Below are 15,662 nucleotides of genomic sequence, written 5' to 3'. Positions count from 1 at the left end.
AGTAAATCAGCGACAAATCAAGCCCGGGTGTACGCCCGGGCCGGGCGGTAAGTTAACCGGCCGCAGGCACGGTCCAGAGCTCGTCCCAGCTCGTGGTGTAGGCCGGGCTGCGCCGCTCGTGGCGGGTTTGCCAGCGCGGAGTGGCGCTGCCCACCGGGGCGAGCATGGTGGCGAAGGCCACCTTGTGGCGGCCGAAGCGCTGGTTGAGCGCATCAATCTCCCGGAGCAGGCGGGCGCGGCGCGCGGCTAACGCGGGGTCGTCAAACAAGCCCAGCTGCTGCCGGCCGGCGGGCTCCAGCCCGGCGAGCAGGACCCCGGCTTTGTGGTAGACCGTGCCGGCCCGCCAGAGCTTGCGCACGGCGGCCCGTACCAGCGCCAGCAGCTGTCCCGTGTCATTAGACGCCGCGGGCAGCGTGAGCGTGGCCGCCCGGGAAGGCTGGGCGTCCGCGCCGAAGCGGCCCGGGCACAGGAACACGGTGAGCAGGTGGGCCGCGGAACCCTGCTGGCGCAGCTTTTCGGCGGCGCGGGCCGTGAAGTGCGCGACGGCCCGCAGCAGGTCCGGGTAGCCGGTCAGCGGCTGCCCGAAGGTGCGGGTGCAGGCAATGCGCTGCCGGGCCAGCGTGCCGTCCTCGCTCGGGGCCAGCCCCTGGCAGGGCAAGCCCTGCAGCTCGCGGACCAGCCGGGCACCCACCACCCCGCCGAGCTGCTCGCGCGCCCAGCTTTCGCTTACCCGGCTGAGGGCGCCGGCCGTGCGGATGCCCAGGGCGTGCAGCTTCCCGCCGTAGCGCGGGCCAATGCCCCAGACATCCTCAACCGGCAGCTGTTCCAGCAGTTCGCGGCGAATGGACTCGTCGACCAGGCTGAGCACGCCCCCGAACGCCGGCAGCTTTTTGGCCAGGCGGTTGGCGGCCTTGGCCAGGGTTTTGGTCGGGCCAAGGCCCACGCAGGTGGGAATGTGGGTGCGCCGGAGCAGCGCCGCCTGCACCTGCCGGCCGTAGCAGGTCAGGTCCGGCGCCTGCCAGCGCTGCAGGCCGTGCAGGTCGAGAAAGCACTCGTCGATGGAGTAGATCTCCACGGCGGGGGCCACGGCGGCCAGGTAGTTCATGACCCGCTGGGACATGTCCCCGTAGAGGGCGTAGTTAGAGGAAAACACCTGCACGCCTTGCTCGCGCAGCAGGGCCTTAACCTGAAACAGAGGCTCGCCCATCTTGATGCCCAGGGCCTTGGCTTCGGCCGAGCGGGAGATGATGCAGCCGTCGTTGTTGGAAAGTACCACCACCGGCACCTGCTCCAGGGCGGGGTTAAAGGCCCGCTCGCAGGACACGTAGAAGTTATTGCAGTCGACGAGCGCGTACACGGTCGTGCAGCTTGCCGTTGATCAGCTCGGTCACCACGTGGGTGACCACGCCCCACACTTCGAAGCGGCCGTAGCTGGCCGCGTCCACGGCGGGGTAGCGGGGGTTGTCGGGTACGAGCCACCAGCCCAGTCCGCGCTTTTCCAGGCGCTTGACGGTAAACTCCCCGTCCACCGCGGCGACTACCACGTGGCCGGGCTGCGGCTTGAGGGTGCAGTCTACCGTTAGCAGGGCGCCGTCGGCGATGTGCCCGGGCGGCCCGGCCATGGAGTCCCCGGCAACCCGGGCGAGGTAGGTGCAGTCGGGGTGAGGCAGCAAAATGCGGTTCAGGTCCACCTTCTCGCCGCGGTGCTCGTCGGAGGGGGAGGGAAAACCCGCGGGCACCGGCGCGGGGCACTCGATTACCCAAACGGGGTCGCGGGCAATATCCAGAATTTCAACTTCGGACATGGTTGCAGCAGAGGGATGATCTGCGCAAGTATACGTCGTGCTAATAGTATTAGTACAAATGCTGGCTAAAATAAATAGCAATCGCTAAAGCCTAGGCTCCATGGAGTTAATCCGTATAAATACGGTTTTTCACTCGACAATAAGCTAAATATCAAACTGTTGAGCAATCTGTTAACGCCGTGAGTTTCGTAGGTAAGCCCAGTTTCTTTTTACCAACCAAAACACCGTTATGCTGAAAGCTCAACCCAATCCCGCCCCGGACGAAGCTGCGCCGGATCAACTGCCGACGCCCTTGCAGCGCCGCGCGTTTCTGCGCTACGGGAGCGCAGCCCTGGCGCTGACCGGCCTGGCCCTGGCCGGCTGCGGGCAGGACCCGGCCGACAAGCTGGAGCTCAACGCCGTCGCCACCCAGGACGAGGGGGAAAACGCCCTGATCGACGTGGGCAGCGGCGATTTTGGCGTGCTCAACTACGCCTACGCCCTGGAGCAGCTCGAGTCGGCCTTCTACGACCGGGTGCTGGCCGGCAGCTACCACCGCCGCGCCTCGGCCGCCGAGAACTACGCCCTGTTCGACATTCACGAGCACGAGAAGGTGCACCGTGACTTTTTCAAGGCGGCCATCGCCGCGCTGGGCGGCACGCCCATTCCCAACCTGGCCCCGGACTTCTCAGGCATTGACTTTGACAACCGCACGAGCGTGCTCACGGCCGCCCGCACCTTTGAGGACCTGGGCGTCGCGGCCTACAACGGGGCCGGGCCGCTGCTGCGCAGCCCGGAGCTGCTCACGATTGCTGGCAAGATCGTCTCGGTGGAGGCCCGCCACGCCGCCCTGATCCGCGACATCATTCAGGATGGCACCTTCGTGGGGCCCGACGTGGTGGATTTGCGCACCGGGCTTAACCAGTCGCTGCGGCCGGCGCAGGTAGCGGCCCTGGCCAACCGCTTTCTGCAGCCGGGCTCCAAGCTCAACGTGAGCGGCCTGAGCCGGGGCTAAGGCCGGCGCATTGTTTCACCCCATACCGCAGCAACGATGAACTTACTTGCCATACTCCACGAAATCGAAAAGGCAGACCCCGAAGTCTACGGCCGCCTGGACCAGCGCCGCGCCATCTTCAAGCACTTTGCCGGCTTCGGCCGCAAGTTAACCGCGGCCGCCGTGCCCGTTGCCCTGGGCGGCCTGCTCAACCGCGCCTACGCCCAGACGCCCGCCCTCAACAACCGCATCCGGGTGATTCTCAACTACGCCCTGCAGCTGGAATACCTCGAGTCCAACTTCTACCAGCTGGGCCTGGCCGTGCCCGGCATGATCACCGGGCAGGCCCGCGCGGACATCACCCAGATTTCCAACGACGAGCGCGCGCACGTCAACTTTCTGCGCTCCGTGCTGGGCCGCAGCGCGACGCCGGATCCGGGCCGGCGCGCCTACGACTTTACCGCCAGCCGCTCGGCGTCCCCGGTGCCGGACGTATTCACGAACTACTACGCCTTTCTGGCCGTAGCCCAGGCCCTGGAGGACACCGGCGTGCGCGCTTACAAGGGCGCCGCCCCGGAACTGGTGGGTACCAACCAGATTCTGGAAGCCGCCCTGCAGATTCACGCCGTCGAGGCGCGGCACGCCTCCCGCCTGCGCACCATGCGGCGGGGCGGGCCGCAGGAAGTAGCCGGCACGCGCCGCTTTGACCCGAAAAGCTGGATTGTAAGCGAGGACGAGGGCGGCCCGCAGCCCCCGCTCACGGCGCCGGTGTACGGGGCCGGGGTTGACCCGCGCCGGTTTCCCAGCGAGGCCAACGTGGTGCAGGCCGGCATCAACGTGATGGAGCTGAGCAAGGTCACCATGGACGCCGCCACCGAAGCCTTTGACGAGCCGCTGGACATGGTTACCGTGCTGCGCATTGCCTCCGTGTTTTTGAAAACCGACCTGGGCCTGGCGGGCTGATCCGCCTTGTGCAGGCAGCGCCCCCGCGCGGTTCCGCTAACGGGATCGCGCGGGGGCGCTCTCTTTGTGGCGACCCGCTTTAGCGGGCGGTAAGCGGCGCTTCCTCGCGGATGGCCGCCTTGTCGGTAATGTACCAGCGCCCGTTGATGCGCAGGAGGTTAAAGTAGTCGGTGTAGCGGTTGCCGCCGACGCGGATCTCCGACACCACCCCCGCCGCGTGGCCGGTGTGGTGCAGCTGCAGGATGCGGGTTTGCACCTCGCCCCGGGGCTGGGGCTTGAAGCCGCGCAGGTAGGTGTTTTTGTTTACCTGCCCGAAGGCGCCGTCCCGCACGAACTTCAGGTGGCAGCTTGGGTGCATGGCCGATGACAGCTTGGTGGTGTCGCCGGTGCTCCAGCCTTCGAAGTAGGTGTTGACGGTCGCGCGGATCAGCGCCTCGTCGCTGGCCGCGGTTTGGGCCCAGGCGGCGGCGGGCAGCAGGGCGGCCAGGCAGGCCAGCCGCAGAACGTGGTTTGTCATGACGAAGTAAGGCAGCAGGGTGAAGAAACAGAAAGCTTACTGGGCAAAGCGGGCGTCGCGGGGCTTGTCGCCGGGAATGCGGCGCTCCTCGACCGGCACCATCGTTAACTCGCAGCTTACCGCGCTGATCAGCCAGCGCCCGCCGACCCGCCGCAGCTGCAGGGTGGTGCGCTCACGGCGGTAAGCCCGATCCAGGTGCAGCTCGGCCCGGGCCGAGTCGCCCCGCTGGCTGAGCGAGAGCAGCTGGGAGTAGCTAAACCGGCCGGCCGGGGTCGGCAGGGTGCGCAGGTAGTCCCGGCCGCGGAGCTCCAGCGGGGGCGTGGCGCCCAGGTAGACGTAGCGCAGCGCCGGCAAAAGCAGCGGGCGCAGGGCGGCGGTGTCGGCTTGCCGCCAGGCCTGCTCGTAGCGGGAAAGCAGCGCCTGCAGCGCGGGCTCGGCGGTCAGCTGGGCCCGCAGCGGAGTTGGCCGCAGCAGCAGCAAGGGAAAGGTCAGCAGCAGGTAACGCATGGCAGCTTGGGAGGGCGGGGAAGCAACCCGCCGATCTGCCGCCAAAGGAGGCCGGCCGCCGCGGGGCCGGCAAAGCGCTTAAACCGCTGAGCCGGATTTTTAAACCGCCGCCGCGCCGCTTGCCGGGCCAGGCGTTGAAGAAATGCGGGCAGGCGTTGAAGAAGTTGGGTAATTAGGGCGGCAAAACCCAGCTTTGCTTCAGGCTGCCGGCACTACCGCCCGGCCGCGGCCAATTCTTTGCCCATGCCGACCCTTCGCAACTTCGTGCTGTTTCAGCTAACTGCCTGGCTGCTGGGCTTCGGCATCGTCGTGGCTTATCTGGCCCAGCGCATCAACAACCTGCCCTACGTGGTAGCTTTTACCCTCGTGGCCTTTCTGTCCTACGCGGCCACGATCTACGGCTACGTGTACGGGCTGTACCCCCGCTTGTACCGGCGGCTTTCCCGCCCGGCGTTTGCCGGGCTGGTGCTGGCCTTTCTCGTGGGGGTGGGGGCCCTGCGGCTCTGGCTCGAAGCCTACGTCGTGCGCCCGCTGTTTCCCTCCGCCCACCGGGGCTTCCTCAACGGGGACCGCGGGCACCTGGGCTACGTAGTGGTCACCATCTGCTTTGCCTTCGGCTTCGGTCTGCTCGCCCTGGCGGCCATGCGCAGCGCGCAGCTGCAGCAGCAGAAGGAAGAGCTCGAGCACCGGCAGCTGCGGGCCGAAATGGATTTGCTTAAGGCCCAGGTGCAGCCCCACTTTTTGTTCAACACCCTGAACAACATCTACTACGAGGCCTACCGGGAAGCCCCGCGCACGGCCGCGCTGGTGGAGCAGCTGGCCGCGCTGATGCGCTACTTCGTGGACCTGAGCCGGCAGGAGCGGGTGCCGCTGAGCGCGGAGGTAGACTTTCTGCGCAACTACCTGGCCCTGGAGCGGATCCGCTTCCGCCACGAGCTGCGGGTGGAGCTGCGCGTGGACGCGGCCGGGGAGCTGCCCGTCCCGCCCATGCTGCTGATTCCCCTGGTGGAAAACCTGTTCAAGCACGGCTTTGACAAGCGCGCGGAGCGCAACGAGGCCGCGCTGCACCTGTGGACCCAGGACGGCTGCCTGCACTTCGAGGCGGTGAACCCGCTGCCCCCGGCTCCGCTTGCCCCCGCCGGCGGGGGCTTCGGCCTGCCCAACCTGCGCGAGCGCCTGCGCCTGCTCTACGGCGCGCGCTACGCGCTTTCCGCCCACCCGGCTCACGGCCAGTTCACGGCCCGCCTGACCATTCCCCTGTGATGCGCATCAACTGCCTGATCGTCGACGACGAGCCCAACGCTGTGCACCTGCTCACGGCCTACGTGCGGCAGGTGCCCTACCTGCACCTGGTGGCCTGCTGCTACGACGCGGGCGAGGCCCTGGACTGGCTGCGGCGCGAGGCCGTTGACCTGCTGCTGCTGGACATCAACCTGCCCGGGCTCAGCGGCATGGAGCTGGCCCGCACCCTCATGCCCCGGCAGCTGGTGATCTTTACCACGGCCTACGCCGATTACGCCGTGCAGAGCTACGAAACCGGGGCAGTGGATTACCTGCTTAAGCCCATTACGCCCGGGCGCTTTCTGCAGGCGGTAAGCAAAGCCGCGGACCGGCTGCGTCCCTTGCCCCCGGCCCCGGCCGAGCTGCCCGGACCGGCCGGGGACTACTTTTTCGTGAAGTCCGGCAAGCAGATCGTGCGGGTGCGCTTTGACGCCATCCGCTACGTCGAGGGCCTCAAGTCCTACGTGATGCTGGTAACCGACGCGGAAAAAATCATTGTCTACAAGCGCATGCAGGAAATGGAAGCCCTGCTGCCTGCCTGCTTTAAGCGGGTGCACCTGTCCTACATCGTTAACCTCGACGCCATCCGCAGCATCGAGGAAAACCACGTGCTGCTGCCCCCGGCGCGCCTGCCCATCAGCGCCAAGTACCGGGATGCTTTTCTTGCAGCCATCCGCGACCGCTCCCTGTAGCGGTGCCTACACCGCCTCGCTGCGCAGCACTTCCAGCGGGGGCCGCGTGAGCACGGCCCGGGAGTTGAGCAGGCCGATGATGACCGTGAGCAGGGTGGTCGTCAGGGCCAGGGCCAGCAGGGGCAGCGGGTCGGGGCGGAAGGGCACCTCAAACACCCAGTAGGCCAGGGCCCAGCCGGCAACGCCCGCCAGCAGCAGCCCGGTCAGCGCGGCCAGCCAGCCCAGCACGGCGTACTCCACCAGGGTGATGAGCAGCACCTGCCGCCGCGCGGCGCCCAGCGTGCGCAGCAGCACGCTTTCCCGGGCCCGCTGGTAGCGGCTCACGACCACGGCACTGGCCAGCACGAGCAGGCCCGTGCCCATGCTGAAGAAGGCCATAAAGCGGATTACTACCGCGATCCGGTCCAGGATGTCGTCCACCGTGCGCAGGATAAGCGCCAGGTCGATGGCCGACACGTTGGGAAAGCGCTGCACCAACGCCCGCTGCACTGCGCCCAGGGCGGCGTTGTCCGGCACCCGGCTCATGAGCACGTAAAACTGCGGGGCGGGCTCCAGCACCCCGGCCGGAAACAAGACGATGAAGTTGGTTTGCACCCGGGTCCAGTCCACCGTGCGGGTGCCGCTCACGATGGTTTCCAGGGGCAGGCCCTGCACGTTGAAGGTGAGCGTGTCGCCGAGCTGGAGCTTAAGCCGGCGGAAAAAGCCCTCCTCCAGGGAGATGCGCGGCCGCCCGTCCGCCTCCAGGGTGGGGGGCCGGCCCGCGGCCAGCTTTTCCGAGCTGATCAAGGTGTTGCGGTAGGTTACCCGGTACTCCCGGCGAAACGCCCAGCGCGGCACGCCCCGGCTGCTGTCCTGCTGGTAGAACGATGCCGGGCGGTGGTTGATGGCCTGCAGGCGCATGGTTACGACCGGCACCTGCTGCAGCACGGGCAGGCGCTGCTCCCGCAGCAGGGCCTGCACGCCCGCGCGCTGCCCCGGCTGAATGTCGAAGAGCACCAGGTTGGGCTGGCGCCCGCCGCCGGCCAGCTCTACCCGGCCCAGCAGCAAACCCTGCAGGAGGAATAGCACGGCCAGCAGCAGCACGCCCAGGCCCACGGCCACGGTGAGGGTGATAGTTTGGTTGTTGGGGCGGTACAGGTTGGCCAGGCCCTGCCGCAGCACGAAGGAGCCCCCCGTGGGCAGGTGGCGGCGCACCAGGTAGCGCAGCGCGGCGGCCAGCCCGGCCAGGGCGCCGAAGGCCAGCAGCAGTCCGCCCACGAAGCCCAGGGCCAGCTTGATTTCCCGGGTTTGCCAGTAGGCAAAGCCCAGCAGCAGCAGCCCAATCAGCCCGTACACGCCCAGCCACAGGGGGTCCGGTGCGCGGCGCCCCTCTTCCTCAACCGGCCCGCGCAGCGTGCGCAGGGGCGACACCCGGCGGATTGCCAGCAGGGGCAGCAGGGCGAACAGCACCGCGACGAGCAGCCCGGAAAGCAGGCCCTGCAGGACCGCCGGCCAGGACACGGTAATGCGAATGCCCACGGGCAGGAAGTCGGCCAGCAAGCGGGGCAGCAGCCACTGCAGCCCGGTGCCCAGCGCGGCCCCGAGCGCGGCGCCGAGCAAGCCCATCACCGCGGTTTGCAAAAGGTAAATCAGCAGGGCCTGCCGCCCGGAGGCGCCTAAACAGCGCAGCACGGCCACCGCGGCAATCTTGTCACGCACGTACAGGTTAACGGCGCTGGCCACGCCCACGCAGCCCAGCAGCAGGGCCACGAAGGCCACCAGGCTCAGAAAGCGGGTTAAATCCCCGAAGGCCCGGCCGGTTTGCCGCTGCCGGTCGCTGACCGTGTCGGCGTCGATGCCGGCCTCGTCCAGGCGGCTCTGCAGGGGTCGAAGCAGCCGGTCGACCGGGGTGCCGGCGCTAAGCTGAAAGTACTGGCGGTACTGCAGGCGGCTGCCGCGCTGCTGCAGCCCGGTGGCGGCAAGCCAGGAGCGCGGAATAAACACGGTGGGCGCAAGGGCGGCGTTGAGCCCCGACTGCCCGGGCGTCTTCGTCACCCGGCCGGCGATGAGAAACCGCAGCCGCCCAACCTTGATGGAGTCGCCCACCCGCGCGTTGAACTGCAGCAGCAGCGCGTCGTCCACCAAGGCCAGCCGCTGCTCGCTTCCAGCCCGGCGGAAAGCGGCCACAGCTTCCCTAGGTTCCACGAGCCAGTCCCCGTAGTAGGGGAAGCCGCCCGTGAGCGCCCGCACCTGCGCCAGGCGCACGCCCTCGCCCCGGGGAAACTGCACCAGGGAAGCAAAGGCTACTTCCTCGCTGCGGGCGCGCACCCGCCGGCCCAAGGCCGGGCTCAGCGGCGCGGTAAACGGCTGGGGGGCGGACAGCACCAGGTCGGCGCCCACCAGCTCCCGGGCCTGCTCGTCGATGCTGCGGGCCAGGTTGTCGCCGAAGCCGTTGATGGCCACCAGCGCGGCGATGCCCAGCACGATGGCCGACAAAAAGAGCAGCAGGCGGCCGCGGGAGCGGCGGCTGTCCCGCCAGGCCATGCGCAGCAGCCAGCCCAGCCCCGGCCGGGTTTGCGGGGCCGCGCTCACCGCGGCGGGGCGGCGGCCGCCTCGGTTAGCGAATCGGACACCAACGCCCCGCCGCGCAGGCGCACTACCCGGCCCGTGCGGGCGGCGAGCTCCAGGTCGTGGGTGACCAGCACCAGGGTGGTGCCTGCCTCGCGGTTAAGGGCGAAGAGCAGCTCCACGACCCGCTCGCTCGTGTCGGCGTCGAGGTTGCCGGTGGGCTCGTCGGCAAACAAAATGCGGGGCTCATTGGCAAAGGCCCGGGCCAGCGATACGCGCTGCTGCTCCCCGCCGGAAAGCTGGGCGGGGTAGTGGTGCCCGCGGCCGCCCAGGCCCACCCGCTCCAGCAGCGCCAGCGCGGTTTTTGCCCCGCCGCGCACCCCGCGCAGCTCCAGGGGCACCAGCACGTTTTCCAGGGCCGTGAGGGTGGGCAGCAGCTGGAAGTTCTGGAAGATAAAGCCCACGTGCTCGTTGCGCACGGCGGCGCGCTCGTCCTCGCTGAGCTCGTCGAGGCGGATGCCGCTCAGCCATACGCTGCCGCGGCTGGCCCGGTCCAGGCCGGCGCACAAGCCCAGCAGGGTGGTTTTGCCGCTGCCCGAGGGGCCCACGATGGCGAAAGTGTCGCCGGCCTGCAGCTCGAAGCTCACGTCCGAGAGCACGGTGAGCTCGCGGCCGCCGCTGCGGTAGGTTTTGGTTAGGTTTTCGACTTTGAGCACGGGCTTGGGGTTTGGACTCAGGGTGCAGGCCCCGGAACCTGGGACCGGGCGATACGGGACCGGCAAGGCAGTGTTAGGGCTGACGCTTAAACCCAACGCGTACCTTAGGCCGTTACGCACTTTGTTGAAGTAAATGTTTTGCCCATGAAAATCCGCCCGACCCGGTTTGGTTTGCTGCTTAGCTTAAGTTTTCTGCTGCTGACCGGCTGCGGGGGCAACTCCGCGGAGACGGCGCAGGCGCCGCCCCCGGCCACAACCGGCTCCGCAAATCAGGCCGCGCCCCCCCGCCCGGCCAGCAACACGGTGCTGTTTTTCGGCAACAGCCTGACCGCCGGCCTGGGCGTGGAGCCCGAGCAGGCCTTTCCCGCCCTGGTGGGGCAGAAGATTGATTCGGCGGGGCTGGGCTATTCGGTGGTTAACGCCGGCCTAAGCGGGGAAACCACGGCCGGCGGGCGCAGCCGCGTTGGCTGGGTTTTGCGCCGGCCGGTGGCGGTGTTCGTGCTGGAGCTCGGCGGCAACGACGGGCTGCGGGGCCTGCCCCTGAGCGCTACCCGTCGTAACCTGCAGGCCATTATCGACACGGTGCGGCAGCTAAGCCCCGGCGCCCGCATCGTGCTGGCGGGCATGCAGATCCCGCCCAACCTGGGCGAGGACTACGCCCGGGAGTTCAAGCAGCTGTACGTAGAGCTGGCCTCGAAAAACGAGTTGACGCTGATTCCCTTTCTGCTCGAGGGCGTGGGCGGGGTGGCCCGCTTCAACCAGCGCGACGGTATTCACCCCACCGCCGAGGGGCACCGCATTATTGCCCGCACCGTGTGGCAAACCCTGCAGCCCTTGCTGCGGCAGCCGTCCGAGCAGCCCCCCGGCCGGCCCTAGCCTTGGAGCGATGGGGTGAAATCCGCATCTTTGGCAAACGATTTTCACCAGAGTTGGCGGATTATAACAGCTTTTCACGGGAAGTAAGTGTTTTTCACGGCCGCACGGCCCCGGAGCCGGGGCAGTTGGTCGGCTACGGCGCCCTGATCGAGGGGCTGCAGCTGCCCGTGCCCGTGCCGCGGCAGCTGGCGCTCATCAGCCGCAAGCACCGGCAGTACCAGACTGAGGGCTGGCGGGTGCTAACCCCCCGTCACGCGCCGGAGGACTCCCTGCCGGGCCAGCTGACCTTCGCGCTGAAGTACGAGGGCGTCGACCTGCTGTTCTTCAAGAAGCTGTTTGAGCGGGTGCCCGCGGCCACCTGGGAGGAGTGGATACGCCGGGAGCCGCTGGGCCAGTACGCGCGCCGGGTGTGGTTTCTCTACGAGTGGCTGATGGGCCGTTCGCTGGCCGTGCCCGACCTGCGGGAGGGCAACTACGCGCCGCTGCTCAGCGACAAGCTGCAGTACGCGGCGGCCAGCGGCCCAGCCTCCGGCCGCCACCGCATCCGAAACAACCTGCCCGGCACGGTGGGCTTCTGCCCGCTGGTGCACAAGACGCCGGTCCTGGAGGAGTTTCTGGCGCGGAACCTAAGCGAACAGGCCAGCCGGGTTGTCCGGGGCATTCACAAAGACGTGCTGCTGCGCACCTCGGCCTTTCTGCTGCTCAAGGATTCCAAAGCCTCCTTTACCATTGAGGGGGAAAACCCCACTTCCACCCGGGCGGTGCGCTGGGGCCGGGCCATCGGGCAGGCGGGGCAGCAGCCGCTGAGCAAGGAGGAGCTGCTGCGCCTGCAGCAGATCGTCATTGAAAACAGCCGCTTCGTGCGCCTGGGCTACCGCACCGAGGGCGGCTTCGTGGGCGAGCACGACCGCAGCACGGGCGAGCCGCTGCCGGACCACATCTCCGCCCGCTGGCAGGACCTGGACAGCCTGATGGAGGGGCTGCTGGCGACGGCCGCGCAGCTCGAGCACGCGGGCTTTCACCCGGTGCTGACGGCGGCGGCGGTGGCCTTCGGCTTCGTGTTTATTCACCCCTTCGTGGACGGCAACGGCCGGGTGCACCGCTACCTGATTCACCACCTGCTGGCCAAGCTGCGGTTTACCCCGCAGGGCATCATCTTCCCGGTGTCGGCGGCTATTCTCGAGCACCTGGACGATTACCGCCGGGTGCTGGAAAGCTACTCCCACCCGCTGCTGGAGTTTATCTCCTGGCGCAACACACCCGACCACAACGTGGAGGTGCTCGCCGACACGAGCGACTACTACCGCTACTTCGACGCCACGGCACAGACGGAGTTTCTGTTTCGCTGCGTGGCGTACACGCTCGAGCACACCATTCCCGCCGAGGTAGCCTACCTGCAGCAGTACGACCAGTTGAAAAGCTGGCTGGACGAGCACTTTCAGTTGCCGGACCGGCTGGTGGCTTTGCTTGTGCGCTTTCTGGAGCAGAACGGAGGGCGGCTTTCCCAGCGGGCCCGGGAGCGGGAGTTTGAGCAGCTGACGGAAGCGGAGGTAAGCGAGATTGAAGCGGCCTACGCCCGTAGCTTTCCCGGCCCGGAGACGAGCCGGCACGGGTAGGGTGCGCCAGAATCCCTACCTGTGGGTAGCTGATCACCCCCCGGCAGCTGCGGTTACCAGCGGAGCTGCCGGTGCGGCTTGACGTTTCCTCACCCGAAGGAGCACAGCAGAGCTGATGCCGCCCAGACCCAGAAACAGCAGGTCGACAAACAAAATATCGAACTGCCCCTTGGCGTAGGTGTTCCAGAACCAGTTGTTGCGCACCACGCCATCGAGCAGGGGCAGCAGCAGGCACAGCCCCGCCGAGAGCATCAGGGTTTGGCGGTTGGTGAGGGTAATGTTTTGGCGGACAATGAAGTAGGCACCTAGGGCCAGCCATGAGTAGAAGTACAGCCGGAAGATATCCGACTGCTCCGGGCTGCCGACGAACAGCAGGGCAATCATGGTGAAGGCCGTAACGGGCAGCATGCTCAGGCTGATGGCCAAAAAAATGTTGGCCGTCCAGAAGTTGAACGCCCGCTCCCGGGCGGGGGTGCTGGTCTTGTCGCGCGCTACCAGCCAAATCAGAATGCCCGAAATAATCACCACGCAGCCCATTGCGCCCAGCACGAAATACATGAGGCGCAGCGGCCGGCCGCCAAAATCGCCGAAGTGCAGGTGGTAGATCAGGCTGCGCACCTTGCTCACGTAGGTAGAGTGCTCGGTGGGCATGGCTTCGCGGAGAATGTGCTGGTCGCGCACGCGGTAAACCAGCTTGCCGGTGCCCGAAAAGCTGGCCTTGGCAGGTGGGGCCGCCAGCACGATAACGTGCATGTTGGCATCCTGGTAGTTACGGATGAATACGCGCGTCAGCTCGCTGCCGGCCCATTTATGCTCTACCTGCGCCACCAGCCGGTTCAGGTCGAACGGGGCACCTAAGGGCGTGTAGCTGTATTCGTACTTGGTATTGTCGGTGGTTTGCAGGTCGGCGTACAGCTGCTCACTCTCGCCGTTGTAGGCCAACCTGGCAAAGGGAGCCAGCAGCACCGAGTTGACGATAAGCACGATGCCCGTAATGGCAAAGAGGAGCTGAAACGGAAACTGCAGCACACCCAAGGCGGTGTGCAGGTCCGTCCACACGGTTTTCCACTTGCTCCAGGGCCGGAAGGTGAAGAAGTTGGAAACGATTTTATTCCAGTGCAGCAGCAGGCCCGTAACCAGGGCAAAGAGGAAGATAAACGACACGATGCCGGCCAGCAGGTAGCCAAACGGCGCCCCTAGGTTGATGGGAAGCGGGATGGCGTTGAGCGGGGCCAGAAAGTGGAGCCGGTACATAAACTCGCCCATGTCGTAGCCCTTCTCGTACTCCACGGCTTTTCGCTGGGCAAAATCGTACGAGAAATAAGCCGCGTCGCCGCCTTTGCCGCGGCCGCGCCCCCGGCCGTGCTTCTGCTTTTCGGCGGCGGATTGGGTTTTGGCCTTGGCAAGGGCTTGCGCGGCGGCCTTGCGCACGAGGCTGTCGTTCGAGGGCAGCATCGATACGTAGCCCGCCATGCCGATTCTGTTCAGGAAGAACTCAATGTCGCGCCCGCGCAGGTTGTGGTGCTTGGCCAGCGAATCGAGCAGCCCGTTGAAATTGCGCTGCGTGGTGGCGCGGTTGGCCACGTACGAGCTGTTCTTCTGCCAGGCGGCGAGGTCGTCCTTGAAGAAGGCAAATGAGCCAGCAAAGAACACCACGTACAGCAGTACGCACACGATAATGCCGCTGACGGTATGGGTGTGAAAGTAGATGTTGTACTTCCGGTTGTCCATGAAGCTACGAAATCAGGTAAGGCAGGAAGAACAGCACCGTCAGCCCTAGGTAGGTAAGCCAAACCTGCCAGGTGTTTTTGGCCAGAAAGGCCCACAGCAGCAGCAACACCCACAGGAGGTAGCCCGTGAAAAACGCCGTGGCCACCACGTTTTCGCGCGGAAATATTTTGGCCAGCAGCAAGTGCAGGCTCATCGTTACCGCGTAGCCGCCCACCGTGCCGGCCATGATTTTGGAAAAGCGAAGCCAGGGCGACTTGGTCAGGTATTTCTTGTTGGCGGGCATAGCTCAGAAAAGGATTTCCAGGCCCAGGAAAACGCCGTACAGAGCCAGCACCGAGTACACGCCGAAGTAGCGGAAAGGCGCCAAGGCTACCACCAGGCCGCCCACGCCCATCAGCCCCACCAGCCAGGCACTCAGGCCGGTCATCCAGCCCCAGTGCATACCTAGGGCCACGGCAGTAGCGGCGGCCAGCAGCGTGCCCACCGCCCGGGCCTGCTGCGGGTTTTGCAAGGCGTAGGCGGCATAGCCTACCGGCTGCAGCTTTGCCTGCGGCGAAGCCAGGTACCACAGCCGAAACGCCAGCAGCTGCAGCAGAAAAAGGGTGCTGATCATGGGTTGTGAAGCGTGCTTGGCGGAGTTAGTTGATGAGAATGCGGGTAGTGGAGCCCTGCCAGAAATGCGTGTAGGGTTTCTGGTGCCACTCGCCGGCTTGCTCCTGGTAGTCGGAGGCTTCCAGCACGTAGGTGCCTTTGAGTTTGGGCGTAAACACCACTTTGCCGTCGGCGTCGGTTTTCACGGTTTTCACCCAGCCTTCGGGCGACATCAGCTCCACCTTGCCATTTTTAAAAGGCTGGCCCGCTTTCCACACCTGCGCCTCCACTGGCGCGCCTGCTTTGTAGGCTTTGGGCGCGGCCACAATGGCCAGCGGCGAAGCCGGCGCCGCCAGCGCGGGCGGGGCGCTGCCTACCAGCACCGGCGCTACCGACGAAAACTCGTACTTGGTGGTGCCGCCCAGCTCTTTGGTGGCGTGCACGGTGGTTACGTAGTACAGGCCGTCGGCCTCGGGCAGGAAGGAGGCCGTCAGGTGGGTGCCGGCGTCGGTCAGCGTCAGCTTGGTTTTCTGCTGCGAGGGGCTCACCACCCACACTTCCAGCGTTTTCAGGTCGGAGTACCACTTGGCTGTTGGCTCGATGGCGCCCTCGGCGTAGTCGCCGTAGATGATTTTCACCTCGTGGGCCTTGTTTTTGGTTGCCTTGGCCGCGCTTTCAATCCAAACGGCGTGGGCGGCGGCCGTGGGCAGGCCCACCAGGTAAGCGGCTACTACCGCCAGGAAAAGAACAACGAATTTCATCTGTTGCGTGCTGTTGGTTACTAGTTGTTTGGGGGCGCGGCTCCGCGGAGGCCGGGCGTTGTTTGCGAGCAGCAGGCCCCGGCCGG

At 66.5% G+C, this 15,662-nt stretch carries 15 protein-coding genes and 1 pseudogene; 6 read left to right on the top strand and 10 right to left on the bottom strand.

The window, feature by feature from the left end; translation table 11 throughout:
• Window positions 1-52: 52 nt before the first annotated feature.
• Together ASU33_RS04745 and ASU33_RS04740 are read right to left on the bottom strand one after the other, a co-directional pair.
• Entirely contained in the window at window positions 53-1,357 is a 1,305-nt protein-coding gene (locus ASU33_RS04745) for a Y-family DNA polymerase (protein WP_078062880.1), read from the bottom strand.
• A complete protein-coding gene (locus ASU33_RS04740; protein WP_059068738.1) occupies window positions 1,332-1,805 on the bottom strand; it encodes a LexA family protein in 474 nt (157 codons plus the stop codon). Before ASU33_RS04740 ends, ASU33_RS04745 begins: the two co-directional genes overlap by 26 nt.
• Before the next feature lie 229 nt (window positions 1,806-2,034).
• Between ASU33_RS04740 and ASU33_RS04735 the strand changes: the two genes are divergently transcribed.
• Together ASU33_RS04735 and ASU33_RS04730 are read left to right on the top strand one after the other, a co-directional pair.
• Window positions 2,035-2,799: a ferritin-like domain-containing protein gene (locus ASU33_RS04735; protein WP_078062879.1), complete on the top strand. Its 765-nt coding sequence runs from the start codon at window positions 2,035-2,037 to the stop codon at window positions 2,797-2,799.
• A 36-nt stretch (window positions 2,800-2,835) separates the two neighbouring features.
• Window positions 2,836-3,741 carry a ferritin-like domain-containing protein gene (locus tag ASU33_RS04730; protein WP_059068736.1) on the top strand — a complete coding sequence of 302 codons (906 nt, stop codon included), beginning with the start codon at window positions 2,836-2,838 and terminating at the stop codon, window positions 3,739-3,741.
• A 79-nt stretch (window positions 3,742-3,820) separates the two neighbouring features.
• On the opposite strand, the gene ASU33_RS04725 is transcribed toward ASU33_RS04730, so the two are convergent.
• Window positions 3,821-4,258 (bottom strand): nuclear transport factor 2 family protein, encoded by a 438-nt coding sequence (locus ASU33_RS04725; protein ID WP_059068734.1) that lies wholly within the window; start codon window positions 4,256-4,258, stop codon window positions 3,821-3,823.
• 36 nt (window positions 4,259-4,294) lie between these two features.
• The gene (locus ASU33_RS04720) at window positions 4,295-4,810 is read right to left on the bottom strand and encodes a hypothetical protein (protein ID WP_149867047.1); all 516 of its coding nucleotides are present in this window, start codon (window positions 4,808-4,810) and stop codon (window positions 4,295-4,297) included.
• A gap of 198 nt (window positions 4,811-5,008) precedes the next feature.
• Here ASU33_RS04720 and ASU33_RS04715 point away from each other — a divergent pair, with 198 nt between their 5' ends.
• Both ASU33_RS04715 and ASU33_RS04710 read left to right on the top strand, forming a co-directional pair.
• The gene (locus ASU33_RS04715; RefSeq protein WP_059068729.1) at window positions 5,009-6,028 is read left to right on the top strand and encodes a sensor histidine kinase; all 1,020 of its coding nucleotides are present in this window, start codon (window positions 5,009-5,011) and stop codon (window positions 6,026-6,028) included.
• Complete coding sequence (locus ASU33_RS04710; RefSeq protein WP_059068727.1) at window positions 6,028-6,738, top strand: LytR/AlgR family response regulator transcription factor; 711 nt, start codon at window positions 6,028-6,030, stop codon at window positions 6,736-6,738. Before ASU33_RS04715 ends, ASU33_RS04710 begins: the two co-directional genes overlap by 1 nt.
• A gap of 6 nt (window positions 6,739-6,744) precedes the next feature.
• On the opposite strand, the gene ASU33_RS04705 is transcribed toward ASU33_RS04710, so the two are convergent.
• Together ASU33_RS04705 and ASU33_RS04700 are read right to left on the bottom strand one after the other, a co-directional pair.
• Window positions 6,745-9,261 carry an ABC transporter permease gene (locus ASU33_RS04705; protein ID WP_059068794.1) on the bottom strand — a complete coding sequence of 839 codons (2,517 nt, stop codon included), beginning with the start codon at window positions 9,259-9,261 and terminating at the stop codon, window positions 6,745-6,747.
• Window positions 9,262-9,305: 44 nt separating this feature from the next.
• A pseudogene (locus tag ASU33_RS04700) lies at window positions 9,306-9,959 on the bottom strand (ABC transporter ATP-binding protein); the annotation flags it as partial.
• 186 nt (window positions 9,960-10,145) lie between these two features.
• Here ASU33_RS04700 and ASU33_RS04695 point away from each other — a divergent pair.
• Window positions 10,146-10,877, top strand: a complete 732-nt coding sequence (locus tag ASU33_RS04695) for an arylesterase (RefSeq protein ID WP_059068724.1) — start codon at window positions 10,146-10,148, stop codon at window positions 10,875-10,877.
• Window positions 10,878-10,930: 53 nt separating this feature from the next.
• Window positions 10,931-12,493 (top strand): Fic family protein, encoded by a 1,563-nt coding sequence (locus ASU33_RS04690; protein WP_059068721.1) that lies wholly within the window; start codon window positions 10,931-10,933, stop codon window positions 12,491-12,493.
• A 33-nt stretch (window positions 12,494-12,526) separates the two neighbouring features.
• On the opposite strand, the gene ASU33_RS04685 is transcribed toward ASU33_RS04690, so the two are convergent.
• From ASU33_RS04685 to ASU33_RS04670, 4 genes are read right to left on the bottom strand one after another with little or no spacing between them, the layout of a single operon-like run.
• Window positions 12,527-14,224: a PepSY-associated TM helix domain-containing protein gene (locus tag ASU33_RS04685; protein ID WP_059068720.1), complete on the bottom strand. Its 1,698-nt coding sequence runs from the start codon at window positions 14,222-14,224 to the stop codon at window positions 12,527-12,529.
• 4 nt (window positions 14,225-14,228) lie between these two features.
• Window positions 14,229-14,507, bottom strand: coding sequence for a hypothetical protein (locus ASU33_RS04680; RefSeq protein ID WP_059068718.1), 279 nt, complete (start codon window positions 14,505-14,507; stop codon window positions 14,229-14,231).
• Window positions 14,508-14,510: 3 nt separating this feature from the next.
• Window positions 14,511-14,837: a hypothetical protein gene (locus ASU33_RS04675; protein ID WP_059068716.1), complete on the bottom strand. Its 327-nt coding sequence runs from the start codon at window positions 14,835-14,837 to the stop codon at window positions 14,511-14,513.
• A 25-nt stretch (window positions 14,838-14,862) separates the two neighbouring features.
• Window positions 14,863-15,576: a DUF4198 domain-containing protein gene (locus tag ASU33_RS04670; RefSeq protein WP_059068714.1), complete on the bottom strand. Its 714-nt coding sequence runs from the start codon at window positions 15,574-15,576 to the stop codon at window positions 14,863-14,865.
• Between the last annotated feature and the right edge of the window lie 86 nt (window positions 15,577-15,662).

The organism is Solirubrum puertoriconensis, from assembly GCF_001483135.1.
In the GTDB taxonomy this organism is placed as follows: Bacteria; Bacteroidota; Bacteroidia; order Cytophagales; family Hymenobacteraceae; genus Solirubrum; species Solirubrum puertoriconensis.
The sequence above is the reverse complement of the archived record's forward strand: the minus strand, read 5'-3'. Positions and strand labels throughout refer to the sequence as shown.

Bases quoted from the DNA above. Each gene is read 5' to 3' on its own strand.
- ASU33_RS04715 (WP_059068729.1), top strand. From the start codon at position 5,009: ATGCCGACCCTTCGCAACTTCGTGCTGTTTCAGCTAACTGCCTGGCTG.
- ASU33_RS04680 (WP_059068718.1), bottom strand. From the start codon at position 14,507: ATGCCCGCCAACAAGAAATACCTGACCAAGTCGCCCTGGCTTCGCTTT.
- ASU33_RS04695 (WP_059068724.1), top strand. From the start codon at position 10,146: ATGAAAATCCGCCCGACCCGGTTTGGTTTGCTGCTTAGCTTAAGTTTT.
- ASU33_RS04740 (WP_059068738.1), bottom strand. From the start codon at position 1,805: ATGTCCGAAGTTGAAATTCTGGATATTGCCCGCGACCCCGTTTGGGTA.
- ASU33_RS04710 (WP_059068727.1), top strand. From the start codon at position 6,028: ATGCGCATCAACTGCCTGATCGTCGACGACGAGCCCAACGCTGTGCAC.
- ASU33_RS04725 (WP_059068734.1), bottom strand. From the start codon at position 4,258: ATGACAAACCACGTTCTGCGGCTGGCCTGCCTGGCCGCCCTGCTGCCC.
- ASU33_RS04670 (WP_059068714.1), bottom strand. From the start codon at position 15,576: ATGAAATTCGTTGTTCTTTTCCTGGCGGTAGTAGCCGCTTACCTGGTG.
- ASU33_RS04705 (WP_059068794.1), bottom strand. From the start codon at position 9,261: ATGGCCTGGCGGGACAGCCGCCGCTCCCGCGGCCGCCTGCTGCTCTTT.
- ASU33_RS04735 (WP_078062879.1), top strand. From the start codon at position 2,035: ATGCTGAAAGCTCAACCCAATCCCGCCCCGGACGAAGCTGCGCCGGAT.
- ASU33_RS04685 (WP_059068720.1), bottom strand. From the start codon at position 14,224: ATGGACAACCGGAAGTACAACATCTACTTTCACACCCATACCGTCAGC.
- ASU33_RS04730 (WP_059068736.1), top strand. From the start codon at position 2,836: ATGAACTTACTTGCCATACTCCACGAAATCGAAAAGGCAGACCCCGAA.
- ASU33_RS04675 (WP_059068716.1), bottom strand. From the start codon at position 14,837: ATGATCAGCACCCTTTTTCTGCTGCAGCTGCTGGCGTTTCGGCTGTGG.